Raw genomic sequence first — 17953 nt, 5'->3', positions numbered from 1 at the left:
AGAATAATACTTCAAACGGTTTTATTTATTTAAGAATAAGTTTTCTATTATTTAGAAATTTCACCACGAGTGCCACCGAAGCCAATCGTGTCTTTACCATCAAATACAACCTTACCAGAAATCTCTTCAGCTTTTTTACCATAGAAATCTAGCAGGTAGTTTCCGTCTTTGAAACCTTGTTGAGCTACTGCAGATATTCCAGTTCCTGAAATTGCACCTTGCTGTAAATTAACGGTATCGCCTAATCCAGTGATTGATCCAGTGCCAGTACGATCAGCAAAATTAATATTGTAAGATAAAGTACCTTCCTTGATACTGTTCGTAGTTTCAAAAGTGCTTGAATTAAAAGAGTTTTGATAAGTACCGTTAAAAGCTTTACCTTTGTAAGTAGCACTTCCCAGCATTGGGATGGCATCTGCCGTAGTTTTTAAACCTCTGATAGAAATATCTGATTCTCTACTGTCTGTGATTATAGCGCCTGTCTGATTGTTATATGAAATTTGACCTGAATAATCACCCATAACAACAGAATACGGCTGGTTGTAGACTACAGATTGGATTCTAGATTCTTGCGTAAGCGCGTTTCTTATACTACTACTAGATGCTCTTGTACTGGCCGTAATAGCACCAACTGGATACCTAGCATCTGAAATACCTTTTGCTGCACTCGCTTCTGCTAATAGGGCTTTCTTAGCATTATCTGCGACGATAGAATCTAACACAATTTGCGCATCTGTTGCATTAGCTGTTTTATTAGCCTCGGCATAAGCCGCAGCTTGCTGGTCAGTTAATCCAGACTTTTTAGCTGCGGCTAATAATGCGACACGGTTAGTTTCAATTTTCTGTAAGCGTTCCGCTTCAGCCTTCTCAGCAGCAGCCTTCTCAGCAGCAGCCTTCTCAGCAGCAGCCTTCTCAGCAGCAGCCTTCTCAGCAGCAGCCTCTTCAGCAGCAGCCTCTTCAGCAGCAGCCTTCTCAGCAGCAGCCTTCTCAGCAGCGGCCTTCTCAGCAGCAGCCTTTTCAGCAGCGGCCTTCTCAGCAGCAGCCTTCTCAGCAGCAGCCTTCTCAGCAGCAGCCTTTTCAGCAGCAGCCTTCTCAGCAGCAGCCTTTTCAGCAGCAGCCTTTTCAGCAGCGGCCTTTTCAGCAGCGGCCTTTTCAGCAGTGGCCTTTTCAGCAGCGGCCTTTTCAGCAGCGGCCTTTTCAGCAGTGGCCTTTTCAGCTTCAGCCTTCTCAGCTTCAGTTTGTTCTATTGGTGGATTTACATTTGTAGATAAGTTTGAAGAACCATTACCAGTGCTGCTGCATGCAACAATGCCTACTGCTAGAACGGTAAGAACACTTATTTTTGATAGATATATTAAAGACACTTTGCTGCTCCATTGAATATTAAATTATCTTTCAGCTTAGAAAGCTGAACTCGACATATGTATGTAAATTATATTACAGCATTGTGTTTGATTTGTATAATATATTGTTAATAATAAATCTTTAAATTGAATGAACGGTAATATTTAGAATGAAAAGAAATAATAATGTAAAGTTAATGAGTAGCTCTAATTACATTACAAAATGAAGTACTTATTGAACGCAGAAACAAGCAAAAGTAGACATTTTATCAGATTTAAGAAACTATCTTATAACGCCTTTCCCCTTCATCTAAACCTTCAGCAAATAAAGAATGCTTTTCAACGCTAACCTCTTAAACTCTATGCTTTACATCCGCATAGACACAATAGATAAATTTATCCAAAACAAGCATACAGAATCGCTCTACTTATTCGTTTTGCACACTGGTAACTTATAATCCTATAAATCAAGAGACATCAGTCAAAACGCAATATAAGCGTACTGATATTCACTTATACTATTGGAGAAAGTATCGATGACAACACTACAAAATAAAGTCGCGATTGTAACCGGTTCATCAAAAGGTATCGGCGCGCAAATAGCCTTATCACTTGCAGAATCAGGGGCTAAAACCGTCATTAATTATGCAAATGATGATTCAGCAGCCAATGATATCGTAAGTCAGATTAAATCAGCAGGCGGTGAAGCCATTGCCGTTCAAGCTGATGTTAGCAATACCAAACAAGTCGAAGCAATGTTTGATGCCACTATCAGCGCGTTTGGTAAGCCAGATATCTTGGTCAATAGCGCAGGTATAATGATTAATAAACCCATTGCCGAGACCACCGATGAAGACTTTGACCGTATATTTGCTATCAATGTAAAAGGCACGTTCAATACGTTGCGTGAAGCTGCGACTAAACTCAATGACGGTGGCCGCGTTGTAAACCTCTCAAGTACGACCACTCGTATGCTACTACCTAGTTACGGCACCTACTGTGCGACCAAAGGCGCGGTCGATCAGCTAACCCGTATATTTGCCAAAGAAATTGGCGAGCGCAATATCACGGTCAATGCAGTATCTCCCGGCCCTACTGACACTGAGCTATTTCATCAAGGTAAAGCAGATGAAACGGTAGAGAGACTTGCCAGTATGTCACCGTTTAATCGTATCGGTGAACCAGTCGATATTGCTCATGTGGTAGCATTTTTGGTCAGTGAAGAAGCCGCTTGGGTTACTGGACAAAATATCGGCGCAAACGGCGGTATCGCCTAATAGCGATGCTCTATCAAAAATATGTTTTGAACAGATATCAAAATAGAGAGCTATATAGAAAGCTAGCACATAAAAAAGGACACCTCGCGGTGTCCTTTTTTTCAATCAAATACTTAATCGTTAAAAATTATTCTTCAACGCCAGCATCTTGACCTTTATATTTTGCGTTTGCGTAGTCCCAGTTCACTAACTTGTCTAGGAACGTGTCAACATAGTCAGGACGACGGTTACGATAATCTACATAGTACGCGTGTTCCCATACATCACAAGTCAATACAGCTACTTGGTCGTGTGCAAGTGGGGTGTCAGCGTTAGCCGTTTTGGCGATTGACAGTTTGCCACCGACTTTATCAGCAACTAGCCATGCCCAACCTGAACCAAACTGAGTCAATGCTGCGTTTTTGAACTCTTCACGGAATTTATCGTAGCTACCGAAATCTTCTTCGATTTTTGCTTTTAGATCGCCAGTAGGTTCGCCGCCGCCGTTCGTTGGCGTCATGCAGTTCCAATAGAACGTGTGGTTCCATACTTGAGCTGCTTGGTTAAACATACCTTGCTTGCTGTCATCTTTAGCAGTCGCTACGATGATTTCTGGCAATGTTTTGTCTTCTAGACCAGAACCTGGCAACATGTCTTTTAGCTTGTTTACATAAGCAGCATGGTGCTTGTCATGATGATACTCTAGCGTTTCGGCACTGATATGTGGCTCTAGTGCATCTTTTGCATATGGTAGGTCTGGTAAAGTAATGTTTGACATAATTATTTTATCCTTGCTGTTTAGCCGTTAGTTTATAAAAACTTGCTTATAGAAACTGAATTTTACGCTATTTTTACACCGCAAAAAACACTATAAAATAGCGGACTAAATTGGCTGAGTTTATTGTTTGAAATGAACTTTATCGCTTGATACACGGTACTGCTCAATACAATATCACGTATCATTATGAATCCAAAATTAACCTAGCGGTTACTGCTTGCTATTATTCTTTGCTTAAAAGCCAAGTGTTTGACTTCATAAGCATTTATTAATTAAATATTCAAAAGTTACAGGATATAACTCGCTGTAGCTTAGTATCTATTATAGCAATAGTGACCAATAATATCAGTTACCAAATGTTATAGCCCGTACAATCTGTATAGCGATTGGTTATTTATTAAGCGGTAACTGCATTCACTCTAAACTCATGCGTTATCATAATTAGTATAACTACTTCAACCGACAAACAATTTACCGATTAACGCTATAGAAGGTAAATAAAGCCTACTCGAATAATAATGTTTCATCATTTTCATATAACGGACTGACTCTATGAGCACCACTGATACCTCGTTAACTGCTACCCATCCGACATCTGGCAACCAATGGGTACTGGCCAGCAACAACAAAGGCAAATTGGCTGAGTTTAAACGGCTATTTGCCGAAGCGAACTTGGACGTGACGATTGTCCCACAAGGTCAGCTTGATATTGAAGACGCCATCGAGGATGGCTTGAGCTTTGTAGAAAACGCCATTATCAAAGCCCGTCATGCGAGCCGTATCAGTGGGCTGCCTGCGATTGCGGATGATTCAGGACTGTGCGTGCCTGTACTAGGTAATGCGCCAGGTATCTACTCTGCTCGCTACGCTGGTGAGCACGGTAACGATAGTAAAAATAACGCCAAGCTTATCGCTGACTTGCAGCCTATCCGCGCAGCAGAGCCAGATACTCCGATCAAAGGTATGTTCGTTTGCGTACTGGCAATAGTGCGTCATGCTGATGATCCGCTACCGATTGTCGCCCAAGGATTATGGCATGGCGAAATCTTGGATACGCTACATGGTGACGGCGGTTTTGGCTATGATCCATTATTTTGGTTACCTGATTTGCAAGCCAGTGCGGCTAGTCTAAGCGCTGCTGATAAAAACAGCATCAGCCATCGTGGTCAGGCAATCCAGCAGCTATTGGCGCAGCTACCTTTATAAGTACTTTATAGCTGTTCTATTTATAACTATCCATAACTATCCGTAAGTGCGCTCAATGCTCATAGTGCGCTCACAACCTTATCGCTGTTTTTTATCCGTTATCTTATTTATTGACTATGAATATGGCTAAATTTTTATATAAAATTAAGCCATATAAGAGCAAGCAACATAAGGAAACATGCTGTCAAAGAGATAATTTTTACTTTAATAAACAGATAGATTATACTGTTCTACTTTTAAAATTTTGTTGAAATCCGTTATTTGGCTGTATAATTCACCAAAAAGCGTTATTATGCGGTGCATTAACGGTTTATTATCGATATTTGATAGCATGGACAACCTCAGCAGGTTCACCTTTTGGTATCAGCGGCGATTGCTACTGACACTGAATTTGACGTTGTGCGCTATCGCTATCCCCTATTTATTTCAACGGCAGCCCGTTGTACATGCCCGTAATTTGAGGCGCGGTCTGTCTATTACAATTTAACCCTAAGTACTATTTCATTAATCAAACGTACTACTTAATCCTAAAGGTGTAATTAACATGGCTACAGATTTACAAGTCACAACCAACAAGCTATCTAATAAAGAAACCCAGCTAACGGTTAAAGTGCCCGTTGAAAAAATTCAAAACAAAGTTGAAGGCCGTATTCGCCAAGTTGCGAAAACTGCCAAGATTGACGGTTTCCGTAAAGGTAACGTCCCTATGTCACACATCCGCTCTCAGTACGGTGCTGGCATTCAACAAGAAGTTATCAACGATGTCATCCGTGATACTGTATTTGAAGCGATCAAATCTGAAGACATCCGCGCTGTTGGCATGCCTAACATCGACGACGTAAAACTTGAAGACGATTTCTTGGTATATCAAGCCACTGTTGAAATCTTCCCAGAAGTTGACGTACAAGGTATCGATGAGATCGAAGTTGAGCGTCACACTGCACAAGTGAGTGAAGAAGACGTTGACACCATGATCGAAAACCTACAAAAGCAACGTGAAGAGTTCGTTGAGAAAAAGGGCATGGCTGCAAAAGACAACCAAGTGACTTTTGACTTTGAAGGTTCTATCGACGGCGAAAAATTCGAAGGCGGCTCTGCTGAAGACTTTAAACTAGTTATCGGTAGCAATCAGATGATTCCTGGCTTTGAAGCTGGTATCAAAGGCATGAAAGCTGGCGAAGAAAAAACTATCGACGTGACTTTCCCAGAAGATTACCAAGCTGAAAACTTAGCTGGTAAAGAAGCTCAGTTCAAAATCAACGTAAAATTGGTTGAAAAATCTAAGCTACCTGAAATTGATGATGCGTTCCTAGAGCTATTCGGCGTAAAAGAAGGCGGCGTTGAGAAATTGAAAGAAGACGTACGCAAAAACATGGAACGTGAAATCAAAAATGCTGCGCGTAGCCAAGTTAAGCAAGCGACTTTTGACGCATTGCTAGAAAAGAACGAGTTTGACGTACCAAACGCTATGCTAGAGCAAGAAATCGAGCGTCAACGTAACATGATGATGCAACGTTTCTCTCAGCAGTTCGGTGCCAATGCTGATAGCTTCGATAAAGACATGCTGCCAAATGAACTATTTGAAGAGCAAGCGCTACGTGCTGCCCGTCTTGGCATCATCGTTGCCCGTGTTATCGATACTAAAGGCTTAGAAGTAGATCAAGAGCGTGTAGAAACCTTCATCAAAGAAGCCGCTGAAAACTACGAAGATCCAGCAGAAGTTATCGAGTACTACACCAATGACAAGCAGCAGCGCGCTAACATTGAGTCTGTAGTACTAGAAGACCAAGTAGTAGATTACTTGATTGCTCAAGGTAAAGTAACTGATAAAGAAGTTAGCTACCAAGACTTGCTAGCGGCTCAGCAACAACAGCAGCAAGCAATGTAATTGATACGACCAGCTGTCTTTTTAGATATGCTGTAGTCGGTTATCAAAACTAAAATGCGCCCCCGACCTTTTGATCGGGGGCGCATTTTTTATGGCTTTCGTTAACTAGATAAAATCAGCCATAACTATCGACTTTACAAACATCGAACCTACAAACATCGAATCTACAAGCATCGTACTTGTAATATGAAGCGCGTTTTACACCAAAACAGGCGCAAATACAGCGCTCAATCCTAGCAGCACCAGCCCACGCTGTAACCACAAGCTATCACTAAAGCGTTGCTGCAACTGCTGGCTAACCAGCGTACCAACTGCATATAGCGCTAGCATCGTAATCATCATTCCTGCATAAAAACCCAGCTGTCCACTTATACCGACATTCGCTGGTACTTCCATCGCGTGTGCCATGCCATGAAACACCGCCAGACCACCAAAGCCAAATAGTGACACCTGCTGAATACTTGGCGTGCGTGCTGTATGGGTCTGAGCAGAGAATACCTCTTGTCTACTTTTTTGGCTCATCAAGACCATAGCCAATACAACCACCGACAGTGATATCGCCACTTCAATTAGCCCAGATGATGCAGCAAACGCGATACCGCCAATCAGCACACCAGCTGTGCCCAATATCGCACCTAAAGACAACCCTGCCGTCAATGACATCATGCCTAAGCGCTGCTTTTGTAGACCATAAAACAACATGCCCATGCCTACTGCCAAAAATAGATGATCAAGGCCAGTTACTGGATGCATCAGTCCTGCTTGCAACGTACCTAAAAATGACGGCGCTTGCGCGGTAGTTGAGTGAATATGACCTGAATGCGCCTGCGCCAGTGACGGTAGCATTAGCGATGTCATCATCACAGCTGAACCAGACACGATATGACGAGCTGAGAGCGCTTGTGAAAAGCGAGAGTTTTTTAAAGTCTTTATCATGCGATTTTTCCTTATTATTACTATTCTAATTGTCGGTGTGGGCGACTAGCTAAGCAAGCATGCCATGTTCTTTAATAAAGGCGATAATCTCATTTAGCCCATCGCCTGTTTTCATGTTGCTAAAGACAAAAGGTTTGTCGCCACGCATTTTTTTGGCATCGCGTTCCATCACTTCAAGCGAAGCACCAACCATTGGTGCAAGGTCGGTCTTATTGATAATCAATAAATCAGACTTGGTAATGCCAGGGCCACCTTTACGAGGTATCTTATCGCCTGCAGAAACATCAATAACGTACAAGGTCAAATCAGACAACTCTGGGCTAAACGTTGCGGCTAGATTGTCGCCACCTGATTCAATAATAATTAACTCCAACCCTTCAAAAGTCGCTTGTAGCTCAGCAATCGCAGTCAGATTAATAGAAGCATCTTCGCGAATAGCTGTATGCGGACAGCCGCCCGTCTCTACACCGCGGATACGCTCAGCGGGCATAGCATCATTGCGGGTCAAAAACTCTGAATCTTCTTTGGTATAGATGTCATTGGTCACGACTGCCATATTGATCGTATCGCGCAGGTTTTGGCATAGTCTTAATGTCAAAGCGGTCTTACCACTACCAACTGGCCCACCAATACCAAGGCGTAAGCACGATAAAGTAGAAGACGGTTTCTGGCTATCGCTATCAGTCTGTACGTCTAATGCAGCGTGAGAATTTTTTGATTTGAGCGGAGTTAGAGACATATTAATTTCCTAAAATAGTGTGTATATTAATAAGTATAAATAGAAATAAAGGTACAATTATGAGCGGAACAACCGACTGTATTGCTTCTCATGCATACTCGAGAGAATAGCCAAATTGGGCAAGTTATTAGAGATATTAAGCGATTCATAGAGGTCTTGGCATAACTGCTGACAGTCCGACTCTTCACTATTACCTACAGTATTGGCCGTGTTTGTCGACATAACTAGAGCATCAAAGACATGCTGTACATCATCGCTTAGAGCATCAACCTGAGCACCCAAATCGCTTTGTAATTGCCACAGAATACGCTGACCTGCCATCTGTCCTAGCGGCACTGTCTTGACAGCGGCGAGCACCATATTCTCTAGTTGCGCAAATCCATAGGTAGTCATCGACTGCGCTAATGGCAGCTGCCAATGCTGAGAAATATGAGCAAATAGCGGCAAAAATCCATCTTCAGGTATTTCGGCCGGTATGCCAAGACTCAATACTTCGTTGAGCCAAGATACCATCGCCTGTGCTAGCTGCTGCGACTCCAGTACAAACTCTTTACTCTCTAGGCCAGCGTGATAATCATGTGCTAAATTTGCTGCTAGCGCTTCATGACCTTGGCTGAGTGCGCACATTATCAGCCCTAATACAGGCAGCTCGTAGCCAATCACCGCAAGCGCTAGATAGTCCTGCATAAATGTAAGCGTACTGGCTTCATCAGAGACAACCCCTGACTCAATCGCTGACTCCACACCTTGCGAATAGGTATAGCTACCAATCGGCAAATTGCTCGATGCCAGCATCAGTAGCTGTCCAAGTTGGGCAGATTGAGCAGGCTGAGCACTGGTATCAACCATCATTCGAACGACCTACAAGCGCATCATGATGACTATGGCTATGTCCGTGGCTGTGGCTTTCATCATGGCTATGGTCATGGCTTTCCTTATGACTATGAGAGTCACTATGCGAATGTGCATGGGAGTGAGAGTGGCCATGCGCATGCCCTTGGCCCGTTTGATAAGCGCCGGTTTCAGGCTCAAATGGCACTGAGGTAGACTCGATATGTAAGCCAAGATTTTCTAACATTTGTGCCAGCACATGATCGTTTTCAAAATATAGCGCATAGCCTCTATTACCCTGATCAAAACTGTGGTCAAACATCAATGGCACATGACGATTGCCCAAATGATAAGCGCCTTTCATTAGTAGAAAGTCATTGTCAGCAGTCACTTTGGTCACAGCTTGTGGCTTAGCGATCACTTGCATCAGCTCACCTGACGCATTGATAAGGACATCATCTCCTTTTAAGACGCCTGTACGAGGTAGGTCAACACCAACTGCCTCACCTGAAACAGTAATGGCTCTAAAGCGAGAATGCTGACGAGTATCAAAGTCTAACAGTAGATAATCATCGGCTTTATACTGTTCTGCCAATTGCGCTTTTTGGGTATCGCTAAGCGTACTTAAACGGGTATTAAATATTTTCATTATTCTTCTCTGACTGTTGTTGCTCAAACTATTGGTCAATAGTATTGATGGTAAAAGTGTTGGGAATAAAGACACGATCTCACTCAAGAAACCAACTGACTATTGGCATACATGGTTTATGGCTCCCTGTCTGTCGTAGAGATCCTATAAACGTGCATCATAAGCTCTAAAATAAAAAGTAACGCTGTGCCATGGGTAATACATCAGCTGGCTCACAGGTGAGTGTCTTACCATCCGCACGTACTTCATAGGTCTCAGGATTGATATCCATATCTGGACAGTAGCTGTTAAAGCGCATATCGCTTTTACGAATTTTACGGATGCCGTGTACTGGCTGAATAACTTTGGTCAGCCCGAGCTGCTTATCTACTTGTTTGTCGATAGCTGCTTGCGACATAAAGGTAATGCTAGTTTGGGCAACCGATTTTGGATATGTAGCAAACATAGGACGATAATGGACAGGCTGAGGAGTAGGAATAGAGGCATTAATATCGCCCATCGGTACCGCAGCGATGAGTCCACCTTTGATAATGCATTCAGGCTTTACCCCAAAAAACTTGGGCGACCATAGCACCATATCTGCCCATTTACCCACTTCGATTGAGCCGACCATATCGCTAATACCGTGAGTAATCGCAGGGTTTATTGTATATTTTGCGATATAACGTTTGATACGGAAGTTATCGTTGTCCGCGCTTTGGTCATAATCTGTCAAATTGATGTACTCTTGCTCATCTTCAATAGTCGCTGTTGGATCTGGCGCTAGATGGCCACGTTGCACTTTCATTTTGTGCGCGGTTTGCCATGTACGGATGACTACTTCACCCACCCGCCCCATAGCTTGAGAATCACTACTCATCATCGAAATCGCACCTAAGTCATGCAAGATGTCTTCTGCGGCGATGGTTTCTTGACGAATACGGCTTTCAGCAAAGGCCACATCTTCAGCGATAGCAGGGCTCAAGTGATGACAAACCATCAGCATATCGAGATGCTCATCAATAGTATTGACAGTGTATGGTCGTGTTGGGTTTGTTGAAGATGGCAAAACATGCGGTTCTCCAATAGCCTTTAGAATATCGGGCGCATGGCCACCGCCTGCCCCTTCAGTATGAAAAGTATGAATACAGCGGTTTTTAAAAGCAGCAAGCGTACTTTCGAGATAGCCGCTTTCATTTAAAGTATCGGTATGAATGGCCACTTGCACATCATAGTCATCAGCGACGCTCAAGCAGTTATCAATAGCTTGCGGCGTTGTACCCCAGTCTTCATGTAGCTTTAGCCCCACGGCACCTGCTTCGATCTGCTCAGCAATGGGTTCTGGTACACTCACATTGCCTTTACCTAGTAGTCCAATATTTATAGGGATACTATCGGTAGACTTTAGCATCGAGGCAATATGATATGCCCCTGGTGTACAGGTGGTGGCAAGCGTACCTTGAGCTGGCCCTGTACCGCCGCCTAGCATCGTCGTTACCCCTGACATAAGCGCTGTCTCACACTGCTGGGGTGCGATAAAGTGGATATGACTATCGACACCACCTGCTGTCAGGATTTTGCCTTCGCCAGAGATTATTTCGGTAGCACCGCCAATAGGAATATCAATAGCAGGCTGGATATCAGGATTGCCCGCTTTGCCAATAGCACTGATACGACCATCCTTGATACCGATATCTGCTTTATAGATACCTGTATAGTCAACAACCAATGCATTGGTAATAACCGTATCGGCAACTTCCGCGCCTAGTAACTGTCCTTGTCCCATGCCATCACGGATGACTTTACCACCACCAAATTTGACTTCTTCACCTTTGATTTCAATAGGCTTACTACTCTCACCACTTTGCGACGTATCTGCTTGATCAACAGCAGTCTCTGTATGACTGGTTAAATCCGCCTCAACCTGTAGCCAAAGCTCGGTATCGGCTAAACGGACTTTATCACCTGTGGTAGGGCCAAAATGCTCAGCATAAATACGACGACTGACTCGCTTTTGCGAAGTAGCGGTTACCTTTTTATTAGTAGTACTCTCTGATATTTTGTCTGTATGAGCGGCGCCCATGACACGCCCCGCAAAACCATATACATCTTGCTTGCCAGCGTATGCTACCAATTCGACTTCCCGCGATTGGCCAGGCTCAAAACGTACGGCGGTCCCAGAGATAATATTGAGACGAAAACCTCGAGTCTGCTCTCTCTCAAAACTCAATGCATCATTGACTTCATAAAAGTGATAATGCGAGCCGATTTGGATAGGTCTATCGCCAGTATTACTGACACTGATCGTCTGCACCTGTCGACCTTGGTTTAAGATAATATCGCCATCTTGGATATGGTATTCACCTGCTTGCATGGTAGCCGCCTTATTTTATAGTGAGCATTTCAGTGCTATAACAATGGTATACAGCGTTACACGATGGGATTATGTACCGTGACCAATTTGGTGCCATCAGGAAAAGTCGCCTCGATTTGCACTTCATCTACCATCTCTGCGACACCTTCCATGACATCATCAGCAGACAAATACGTAGCACCTTCACTCATCAATTCGGCAACTCTTTTACCATCTCGTGCGCCTTCCATCAGCAGCATACTGATATAAGCGATGGCTTCGGGATAGTTGAGTTTAACACCGCGACTTTTGCGACGCTCAGCCACCATACCAGCCGTAAATAGCATGAGTTTATCTTTTTCTGTTGGGGTCAGGTGCATGATAATTCCTTGTTGTACTTATCGTTATATTTATAGCAGATTAGGGGGTTTCAAAGCATATGATATCGATTAAAAACAGTCGCAATTTGTCTTAGTGTCATTATTTAGAGTGACCGTATTAAGTGTCCCAAATACGTGGACGACAAGGCTCAAGTTGCCACCAATGATCTCGCAAGACTTCTCTCAGCTGATAAAACGCTTCAAAACAACCACGTACATCTGAGCCAATATAGCGGATATTGATCGCTTGGCAATTATGCGTGCAGTAGACAGGCAGTTGTGCTTGAGCAATGACTTGGCGTAATGCTACGACAGTATTATCTAGATAGCGAGTTAATGACTGCTTGATAGTTGCTTGGGCCGTTTCGGTCGATTGCGTAGTTTGCGATGCGGAGAGTGCAAGATTGTCATGGACATCGCTTAAGCTAGGTACTGCCCAAAACGATCCATAAATATGCTGGTTCGCTAATCCTAAATTTGAGGTAAACCAGCGACTTTGTGCTGCCTGCGCCACTCGCTCAGCAACGATAACCTTACCATCTCGGTAGATACTCAATCCAGTATGATAACGCCCTTGCAGAAACTGCTCGTCGTAAGCTTGCCGCCCAAATACGCTAATCTCCCATGTCAGTAGGCTAGATGAATCTGTCAAATCGAAGCGGCTCACTGCATGCATATTGGCTTCGTTATAAATGATACTCTCTTGCGGTAGCCATTCTAAACGGGTATGTGCCACGAGGTTGGCCTGTACATGTTGGCTTGCATAGGCAGCTATTTCATTTTGACCCATACTTTGGTGAGCATCGTCGCTGCCCAACGGAACTTTATGTTTTTGACTGACGCTGTCTTTGCCATACCATTTACCTGCACCTGGTGTGGTGATAACAGCGTGGCTACCACTATCCAAATTTAGGTCTATAGTCAGCGTATCGCCACCTGCAATACCTGCTGGCGGGTACAACATCAGTATGTGACAAATACCCTGCTGTACGCTTGGCTCAGGATACAGAGCACGCTGTACCATTAAGGCACCCGTGTGCTTACGATGATAAAGCCGCGTTTTTGAGTTATCAGCCGTACCTTCTTTGGCCGTACTTGTACTGCTAACAGTGTCAAAGCTTAATGCTAAAGAAGAGGCCCAACTCATTTTATATACTCATTTACCAATTAAATATGTTTCAGTATTTTATATGACAGCTATCATTTGCTATCCGTTAAGACTCTATTGCCAATCGTTAACTACAGTTCATCAACTACAGTAATGTCAAAATAACAGCGAAGAAATACAGCGTACATCATTTATCGTGCCCAGCGCACCATGATAAATCAAAGCGTCAATGTTTTTATTGATACAAGCATTATGCCAACCCTTGATAGCAGGTAATCAAATAAGAAACCTTAGCAACTCAAAACTTTGATTTGTCTGCGCTTTTTTTTATTTAACTTAAATGATAAAAGTAACACTATATTCCCAGCTATTTTCTAAACGTTTTTTGAGCCTTAGTTATTTATAAAATTAGCAGATATTTGCACCAAAATAGTACATTTTGTCCATAACAGTGCATTTTTTAGCGTTATTGTTAGCGCAATATTTTATGATGATGTTAGATAAGCAAAAATACTAAACACATAACTATTTGCAGACTTAGTCAGTAAGATAGGTGGATTGTAGGGCTATTAATCAGGTATTCTATGTTAAAAAGTCAGGTTAGACATGATTTACGCTATTTGTATCGATATAGACACTGTCGATACAGGTACTATCAATATCTGTACGACTTGATAATAGATAAGATAGTATTTATCTACTTCTAGACGTATTTTTAGTATAAGTTTCAATATAAGCAATGAGTCCTAGACATATCGGAGGGTCACTTTTTCAGCTATTTTATGCACAAACCCGTTTTATAGGCTTGAATAGTGAGCGCAGCCCCCTTATAAACAACCCATTAGTCAAAAACTACTAGACAATAAAATCATTCAATTCATTTTTATTTTATACATTTATCGATAGGACTTTTCTATGACAGATTATGATCGCATCACTGCCAACCCGCATTTTGATATGCTGATGAGTGCGCACAAAGAAGTACAGACCACACAAGCGGCTTTAGTACCTATGGTGGTTGAACAGTCCTCACGCGGTGAACGCTCGTTTGATATCTTTTCACGTCTATTACGTGAGCGCGTTATCTTTTTGACCGGTCAGGTCGAAGACAACATGGCTAACCTTATCGTTGCCCAGTTACTATTCTTAGAAGCTGAAAACCCTGACAAAGATATCCATTTGTATATCAACTCACCAGGCGGCTCAGTAAGCGCTGGCTTGGCTATTTTTGATACCATGAACTTCATCAAACCTGAAGTGTCTACTATCTGTATGGGCGGTGCTTACAGCATGGGTTCATTCCTGTTGGCTGCTGGTCAAAAAGGCAAGCGCTATTCACTTGCTAATGCTCGCGTTATGATTCACCAACCATCAGGCGGCGCGCAGGGCCAAGCAACTGATATCGAAATTAACGCTCGTGAAATCCTTAAAACTCGTGCACGTCTAAATAGTATCTTAGCTGAGCGCACTGGGCAGCCAGTAGAGAAAATCGAAAAAGACGTTGAGCGTGATTATTGGTTAGATGCACAAGAAGCCAAAGAGTATGGTTTGGTTGACGAAGTATTAGAGCGTCGTCCTGAATCTTTGTAATCTAAGCATTAACGTGATGCCTCTTTATTGAGAGTGCAGTCATAAGACCTTTTATAGTTTATTTGCCGTACAGTAAACCGTTATCAATGTCATACCTGACCATTAGAAGGTATGACCATTGAATGAATACGATAAACGACATACTACAAATAAACTAACCAGTTTTAAATTTTAGGAGCGCCTTTTATGGCAGAAGATAATACCCCGCAGTGTTCGTTTTGCGGTAAAGCCAAAAGCGATGTACAGCAACTGATTGCTGCTGATGATGCCAACATCTGTAATGAATGTATCGAGCTATGTACTGACTTAATCGCAGACAGCGCAGAGCACGGTGATGACGATAGCGAAGTAGACACTTCTTGGGTCAATAAAAAACTACCAACGCCAAAAGAGCTGCGTGCCAAGCTTGATGAATATGTCATCGGTCAGGACGCTGCCAAAAAAGCATTGGCTGTGGCCGTCTATAACCATTACAAACGTCTAAAAGTTAGCCAGACGCTAGCCAACGACAGCAAAAAAGCCAAGATCGGCGCTGACGATGCAATGGTAGAATTGGCTAAGAGTAATATCTTGCTAATCGGTCCGACTGGTTCTGGTAAGACATTGCTTGCGCAAACCTTGGCTCGTCTGTTAGATGTACCTTTTGCGATGGCTGATGCCACGACCTTAACCGAAGCTGGTTATGTTGGTGAAGACGTTGAAAACATCGTACAAAAGCTACTTCAAGCTTCTGACTATGATGTAGCCAAAGCTGAGCAAGGTATCATCTATATTGATGAAATCGACAAAATCAGTAAAAAAGGCGACAACCCATCTATCACGCGTGATGTGTCAGGTGAAGGCGTGCAGCAAGCGTTGCTAAAGCTAATCGAAGGTACTGTGGCTGCTATTCCGCCGCACGGTGGTCGTAAGCATCCACAGCAAGAGCTGATCCAAGTTGATACTAGCAACATTCTAATCATCGTTGGTGGTGCATTTGCTGGACTTGATAAAGTCATTCAGCAACGTACCGAAAAAGGCGGTATTGGCTTTAACGCTGATGTTAGCTCAAAAGATGACAGCCGTCGAAGCTCAGACTTGCTACAAGAAGTCGAGCCAGAAGATTTGATCAAGTTTGGTCTGATTCCTGAGCTGATCGGTCGTCTGCCAGTACTTGCGGCACTGCAAGAGCTTGATGAAGAAGCACTGGTACAAATCTTGACGGAACCTAAGAACGCACTGGTAAAACAGTACAAGTACTTGTTCGATATGGAAGGTGCTGAGATTAGCTTTACTCAAGAAGCCCTAGATGCCATTGCCAAAAAAGCAATGGAGCGCAAGACAGGTGCACGTGGTCTACGTTCAATTGTAGAAAACGCCCTGCTTGAGACCATGTATGAGCTACCTTCTATGGAAAATGCTAAAACTGTAATGGTTGATGCGGACGTTATCAATGAAGGCAAAGTACCTAAAATTGCTTAAGTTATAGTTAGTTTAAATAGTCCGTTATCATTAACGGACTACTAAAAAGCGTCTGGCTAAATAAGCTAAGACGCTTTTTTTATGCCTATTATTTAACCAATTTGTTTGTTAAATAGCTTGCCTGTTAGATAACTTGATACTAGATAACTTGCCTACTGAAAATTGGCGACTTTCATTACACCTGCTCTGAAATGACAGCAGCGTTTATCAATCGCGAGTAAGCATCAGCACAAACCATGCTAATGTAGATAGACTGTTTTGGCCTTTATACTTTATTTCTATATACCGCAAGATATAGCCCGTACAACCCATATGATTAATAAGACAAAGGATTGTTTATTATGCTCAACCATGTGACCGCTATGGCGACTTCATTGCGCCAACATTTACCGTTTTCCTCTAACCGTACCTCGTTGGATGACTCGGATGTTGCATCCTACTATCGCAACCATGTCGCTGCTATCACAGGCGCAGGCTCTGGTATGGGACGTGAGCTAGCCATTCATTTAGCAAAAATGGGCTGTCATGTTGCATTATCAGATATCGATCCTGAACAGCTGGCAGCGACCAAACAGTTACTTGCCAATTATGATGTCAACGTCACTATTACCGTACTCGATGTATCAGACAATAAAGCCGTGGAAGCATGGGCTGATAACGTAATTGCAGAGCATGGCAAAGTAAATTTCATCTTTAACAATGCAGGTGTCGCACTCTACTCTACCGTCGAAGGCAGTAGTATTAGTGAGCTTGAATGGGTGATGAATATCAACTTTTGGGGCGTGGTTTACGGCACCAAGGCGTTTTTACCGTTAATCAAAAACAGCGTTAAACAGAGCCAGTTTAGTGAGCATGGTCATATTATCAATATCTCAAGTCTTTTTGGCCTAACCGCTCAGCCATCACAGTCAGCCTACAACTCTAGCAAATTTGCCGTACGCGGCTTCACAGAGAGCTTACGCCAAGAGCTAAACATCCAGAACTGCGGGGTATCAGCAACTTGTATCCATCCGGGCGGGATCAAAACCAATATTGCCAATAGCGCACGCGGTAATGAGAGTATCCATGATATTGGCATGAGTACTGGGCCCAAAGCCATCAGAAGTTTTAATAAATTCTTAAAATTCGATGCCAATGAAGCGGCTTGGATTATCCTACAGGCAGCAGCGACCAACCAACAGCGCTGCCTGATTGGTAACGATGCCAAGATGATTGATGCCATCCAACGTGTATTTCCTTCACATTATAGCCAAGTGCTGAACGACTTCCATCAACTGTCCCGCAAACTAAAACCACGTCGTCATAAGAAGCTAAAGACCGTTAAATAGTATGTTATCAACATTCCCTATATCATGAGGAATTGATTAATTTATATATAAAAAGCCCAGCTATAGTCGTAGCTGGGCTTTTTGAAAGTTGCCATTATTGATGAAGGATAAGACTGAATTTTGAGACT

At 43.0% G+C, this 17953-nt stretch carries 15 protein-coding genes; 6 read left to right on the top strand and 9 right to left on the bottom strand.

The genetic code is table 11. The features are described 5' to 3' along the window. Positions 1–47: 47 nt before the first annotated feature. Positions 48–1364 carry a Slam-dependent surface lipoprotein gene (locus ACTXGF_RS15140; RefSeq protein WP_443535515.1) on the bottom strand — a complete coding sequence of 439 codons (1317 nt, stop codon included), beginning with the start codon at positions 1362–1364 and terminating at the stop codon, positions 48–50. Between the two features lie 515 nt (positions 1365–1879). On the opposite strand from ACTXGF_RS15140, the gene ACTXGF_RS15135 reads away from it, so the two are divergent. Next, complete coding sequence (locus ACTXGF_RS15135; protein WP_443535517.1) at positions 1880–2620, top strand: SDR family oxidoreductase; 741 nt, start codon at positions 1880–1882, stop codon at positions 2618–2620. Between the two features lie 127 nt (positions 2621–2747). Here ACTXGF_RS15135 and sodB read toward each other — a convergent pair whose 3' ends face one another. Continuing rightward, on the bottom strand, positions 2748–3377 hold the full coding sequence (gene sodB / locus ACTXGF_RS15130) for a superoxide dismutase SodB (protein ID WP_101205324.1): 630 nt from the start codon (positions 3375–3377) through the stop codon (positions 2748–2750). 552 nt (positions 3378–3929) lie between these two features. Between sodB and rdgB the strand changes: the two genes are divergently transcribed. After that, the gene (rdgB, locus tag ACTXGF_RS15125) at positions 3930–4583 is read left to right on the top strand and encodes an RdgB/HAM1 family non-canonical purine NTP pyrophosphatase (protein WP_443535519.1); all 654 of its coding nucleotides are present in this window, start codon (positions 3930–3932) and stop codon (positions 4581–4583) included. A 544-nt stretch (positions 4584–5127) separates the two neighbouring features. Then, a complete protein-coding gene (gene tig, locus ACTXGF_RS15120; RefSeq protein WP_160023344.1) occupies positions 5128–6471 on the top strand; it encodes a trigger factor in 1344 nt (447 codons plus the stop codon). A gap of 198 nt (positions 6472–6669) precedes the next feature. On the opposite strand, the gene ACTXGF_RS15115 is transcribed toward tig, so the two are convergent. The 7 genes from ACTXGF_RS15115 to ACTXGF_RS15085 all read right to left on the bottom strand — a co-directional run bounded on the left by ACTXGF_RS15115 (position 6670) and on the right by ACTXGF_RS15085 (position 13485). Further along, on the bottom strand, positions 6670–7407 hold the full coding sequence (locus ACTXGF_RS15115) for a HupE/UreJ family protein (protein WP_443535521.1): 738 nt from the start codon (positions 7405–7407) through the stop codon (positions 6670–6672). 49 nt (positions 7408–7456) lie between these two features. Continuing rightward, positions 7457–8146 (bottom strand): urease accessory protein UreG, encoded by a 690-nt coding sequence (gene ureG, locus ACTXGF_RS15110; protein WP_341610615.1) that lies wholly within the window; start codon positions 8144–8146, stop codon positions 7457–7459. Between the two features lie 57 nt (positions 8147–8203). Next, a complete protein-coding gene (locus ACTXGF_RS15105; protein WP_443535523.1) occupies positions 8204–8998 on the bottom strand; it encodes an urease accessory protein UreF in 795 nt (264 codons plus the stop codon). Continuing rightward, positions 8988–9626 carry an urease accessory protein UreE gene (ureE, locus tag ACTXGF_RS15100; RefSeq protein ID WP_443535525.1) on the bottom strand — a complete coding sequence of 213 codons (639 nt, stop codon included), beginning with the start codon at positions 9624–9626 and terminating at the stop codon, positions 8988–8990. The genes ACTXGF_RS15105 and ureE overlap by 11 nt, the downstream gene beginning before the upstream one ends. A 166-nt stretch (positions 9627–9792) precedes the next feature. Next, entirely contained in the window at positions 9793–11979 is a 2187-nt protein-coding gene (ureC, locus tag ACTXGF_RS15095) for an urease subunit alpha (protein WP_443535527.1), read from the bottom strand. A gap of 56 nt (positions 11980–12035) precedes the next feature. Then, complete coding sequence (ureA, locus tag ACTXGF_RS15090) at positions 12036–12338, bottom strand: urease subunit gamma (RefSeq protein WP_443535528.1); 303 nt, start codon at positions 12336–12338, stop codon at positions 12036–12038. A gap of 118 nt (positions 12339–12456) precedes the next feature. Next, positions 12457–13485 (bottom strand): urease accessory protein UreD, encoded by a 1029-nt coding sequence (locus tag ACTXGF_RS15085; RefSeq protein WP_443535530.1) that lies wholly within the window; start codon positions 13483–13485, stop codon positions 12457–12459. Positions 13486–14409: 924 nt separating this feature from the next. Here ACTXGF_RS15085 and clpP point away from each other — a divergent pair. From clpP to ACTXGF_RS15070, 3 genes are all read left to right on the top strand, one after another. Then, entirely contained in the window at positions 14410–15036 is a 627-nt protein-coding gene (gene clpP, locus ACTXGF_RS15080; RefSeq protein WP_197411852.1) for an ATP-dependent Clp endopeptidase proteolytic subunit ClpP, read from the top strand. A 186-nt stretch (positions 15037–15222) separates the two neighbouring features. Further along, positions 15223–16497, top strand: a complete 1275-nt coding sequence (gene clpX, locus ACTXGF_RS15075; protein ID WP_427568523.1) for an ATP-dependent protease ATP-binding subunit ClpX — start codon at positions 15223–15225, stop codon at positions 16495–16497. Between the two features lie 341 nt (positions 16498–16838). Further along, positions 16839–17825, top strand: coding sequence for an SDR family NAD(P)-dependent oxidoreductase (locus ACTXGF_RS15070; protein ID WP_443535532.1), 987 nt, complete (start codon positions 16839–16841; stop codon positions 17823–17825). Positions 17826–17953 lie beyond the last annotated feature (128 nt).

The organism is Psychrobacter sp. 1Y6 (genome assembly GCF_052258385.2).
Taxonomy (GTDB): domain Bacteria; phylum Pseudomonadota; class Gammaproteobacteria; order Pseudomonadales; family Moraxellaceae; genus Psychrobacter.
Note: the sequence above shows the minus strand (reverse complement) of the source record. Positions and strands in the feature narration are given on the sequence as shown.

Bases quoted from the DNA above. Each gene is read 5' to 3' on its own strand.
- ureE (WP_443535525.1), bottom strand. From the start codon at position 9,626: ATGAAAATATTTAATACCCGTTTAAGTACGCTTAGCGATACCCAAAAA.
- clpX (WP_427568523.1), top strand. From the start codon at position 15,223: ATGGCAGAAGATAATACCCCGCAGTGTTCGTTTTGCGGTAAAGCCAAA.
- rdgB (WP_443535519.1), top strand. From the start codon at position 3,930: ATGAGCACCACTGATACCTCGTTAACTGCTACCCATCCGACATCTGGC.
- ACTXGF_RS15085 (WP_443535530.1), bottom strand. From the start codon at position 13,485: ATGAGTTGGGCCTCTTCTTTAGCATTAAGCTTTGACACTGTTAGCAGT.
- ureA (WP_443535528.1), bottom strand. From the start codon at position 12,338: ATGCACCTGACCCCAACAGAAAAAGATAAACTCATGCTATTTACGGCT.
- ACTXGF_RS15135 (WP_443535517.1), top strand. From the start codon at position 1,880: ATGACAACACTACAAAATAAAGTCGCGATTGTAACCGGTTCATCAAAA.
- ureC (WP_443535527.1), bottom strand. From the start codon at position 11,979: ATGCAAGCAGGTGAATACCATATCCAAGATGGCGATATTATCTTAAAC.
- ACTXGF_RS15105 (WP_443535523.1), bottom strand. From the start codon at position 8,998: ATGATGGTTGATACCAGTGCTCAGCCTGCTCAATCTGCCCAACTTGGA.
- ACTXGF_RS15070 (WP_443535532.1), top strand. From the start codon at position 16,839: ATGCTCAACCATGTGACCGCTATGGCGACTTCATTGCGCCAACATTTA.
- tig (WP_160023344.1), top strand. From the start codon at position 5,128: ATGGCTACAGATTTACAAGTCACAACCAACAAGCTATCTAATAAAGAA.
- ACTXGF_RS15115 (WP_443535521.1), bottom strand. From the start codon at position 7,407: ATGATAAAGACTTTAAAAAACTCTCGCTTTTCACAAGCGCTCTCAGCT.
- ureG (WP_341610615.1), bottom strand. From the start codon at position 8,146: ATGTCTCTAACTCCGCTCAAATCAAAAAATTCTCACGCTGCATTAGAC.
- sodB (WP_101205324.1), bottom strand. From the start codon at position 3,377: ATGTCAAACATTACTTTACCAGACCTACCATATGCAAAAGATGCACTA.
- clpP (WP_197411852.1), top strand. From the start codon at position 14,410: ATGAGTGCGCACAAAGAAGTACAGACCACACAAGCGGCTTTAGTACCT.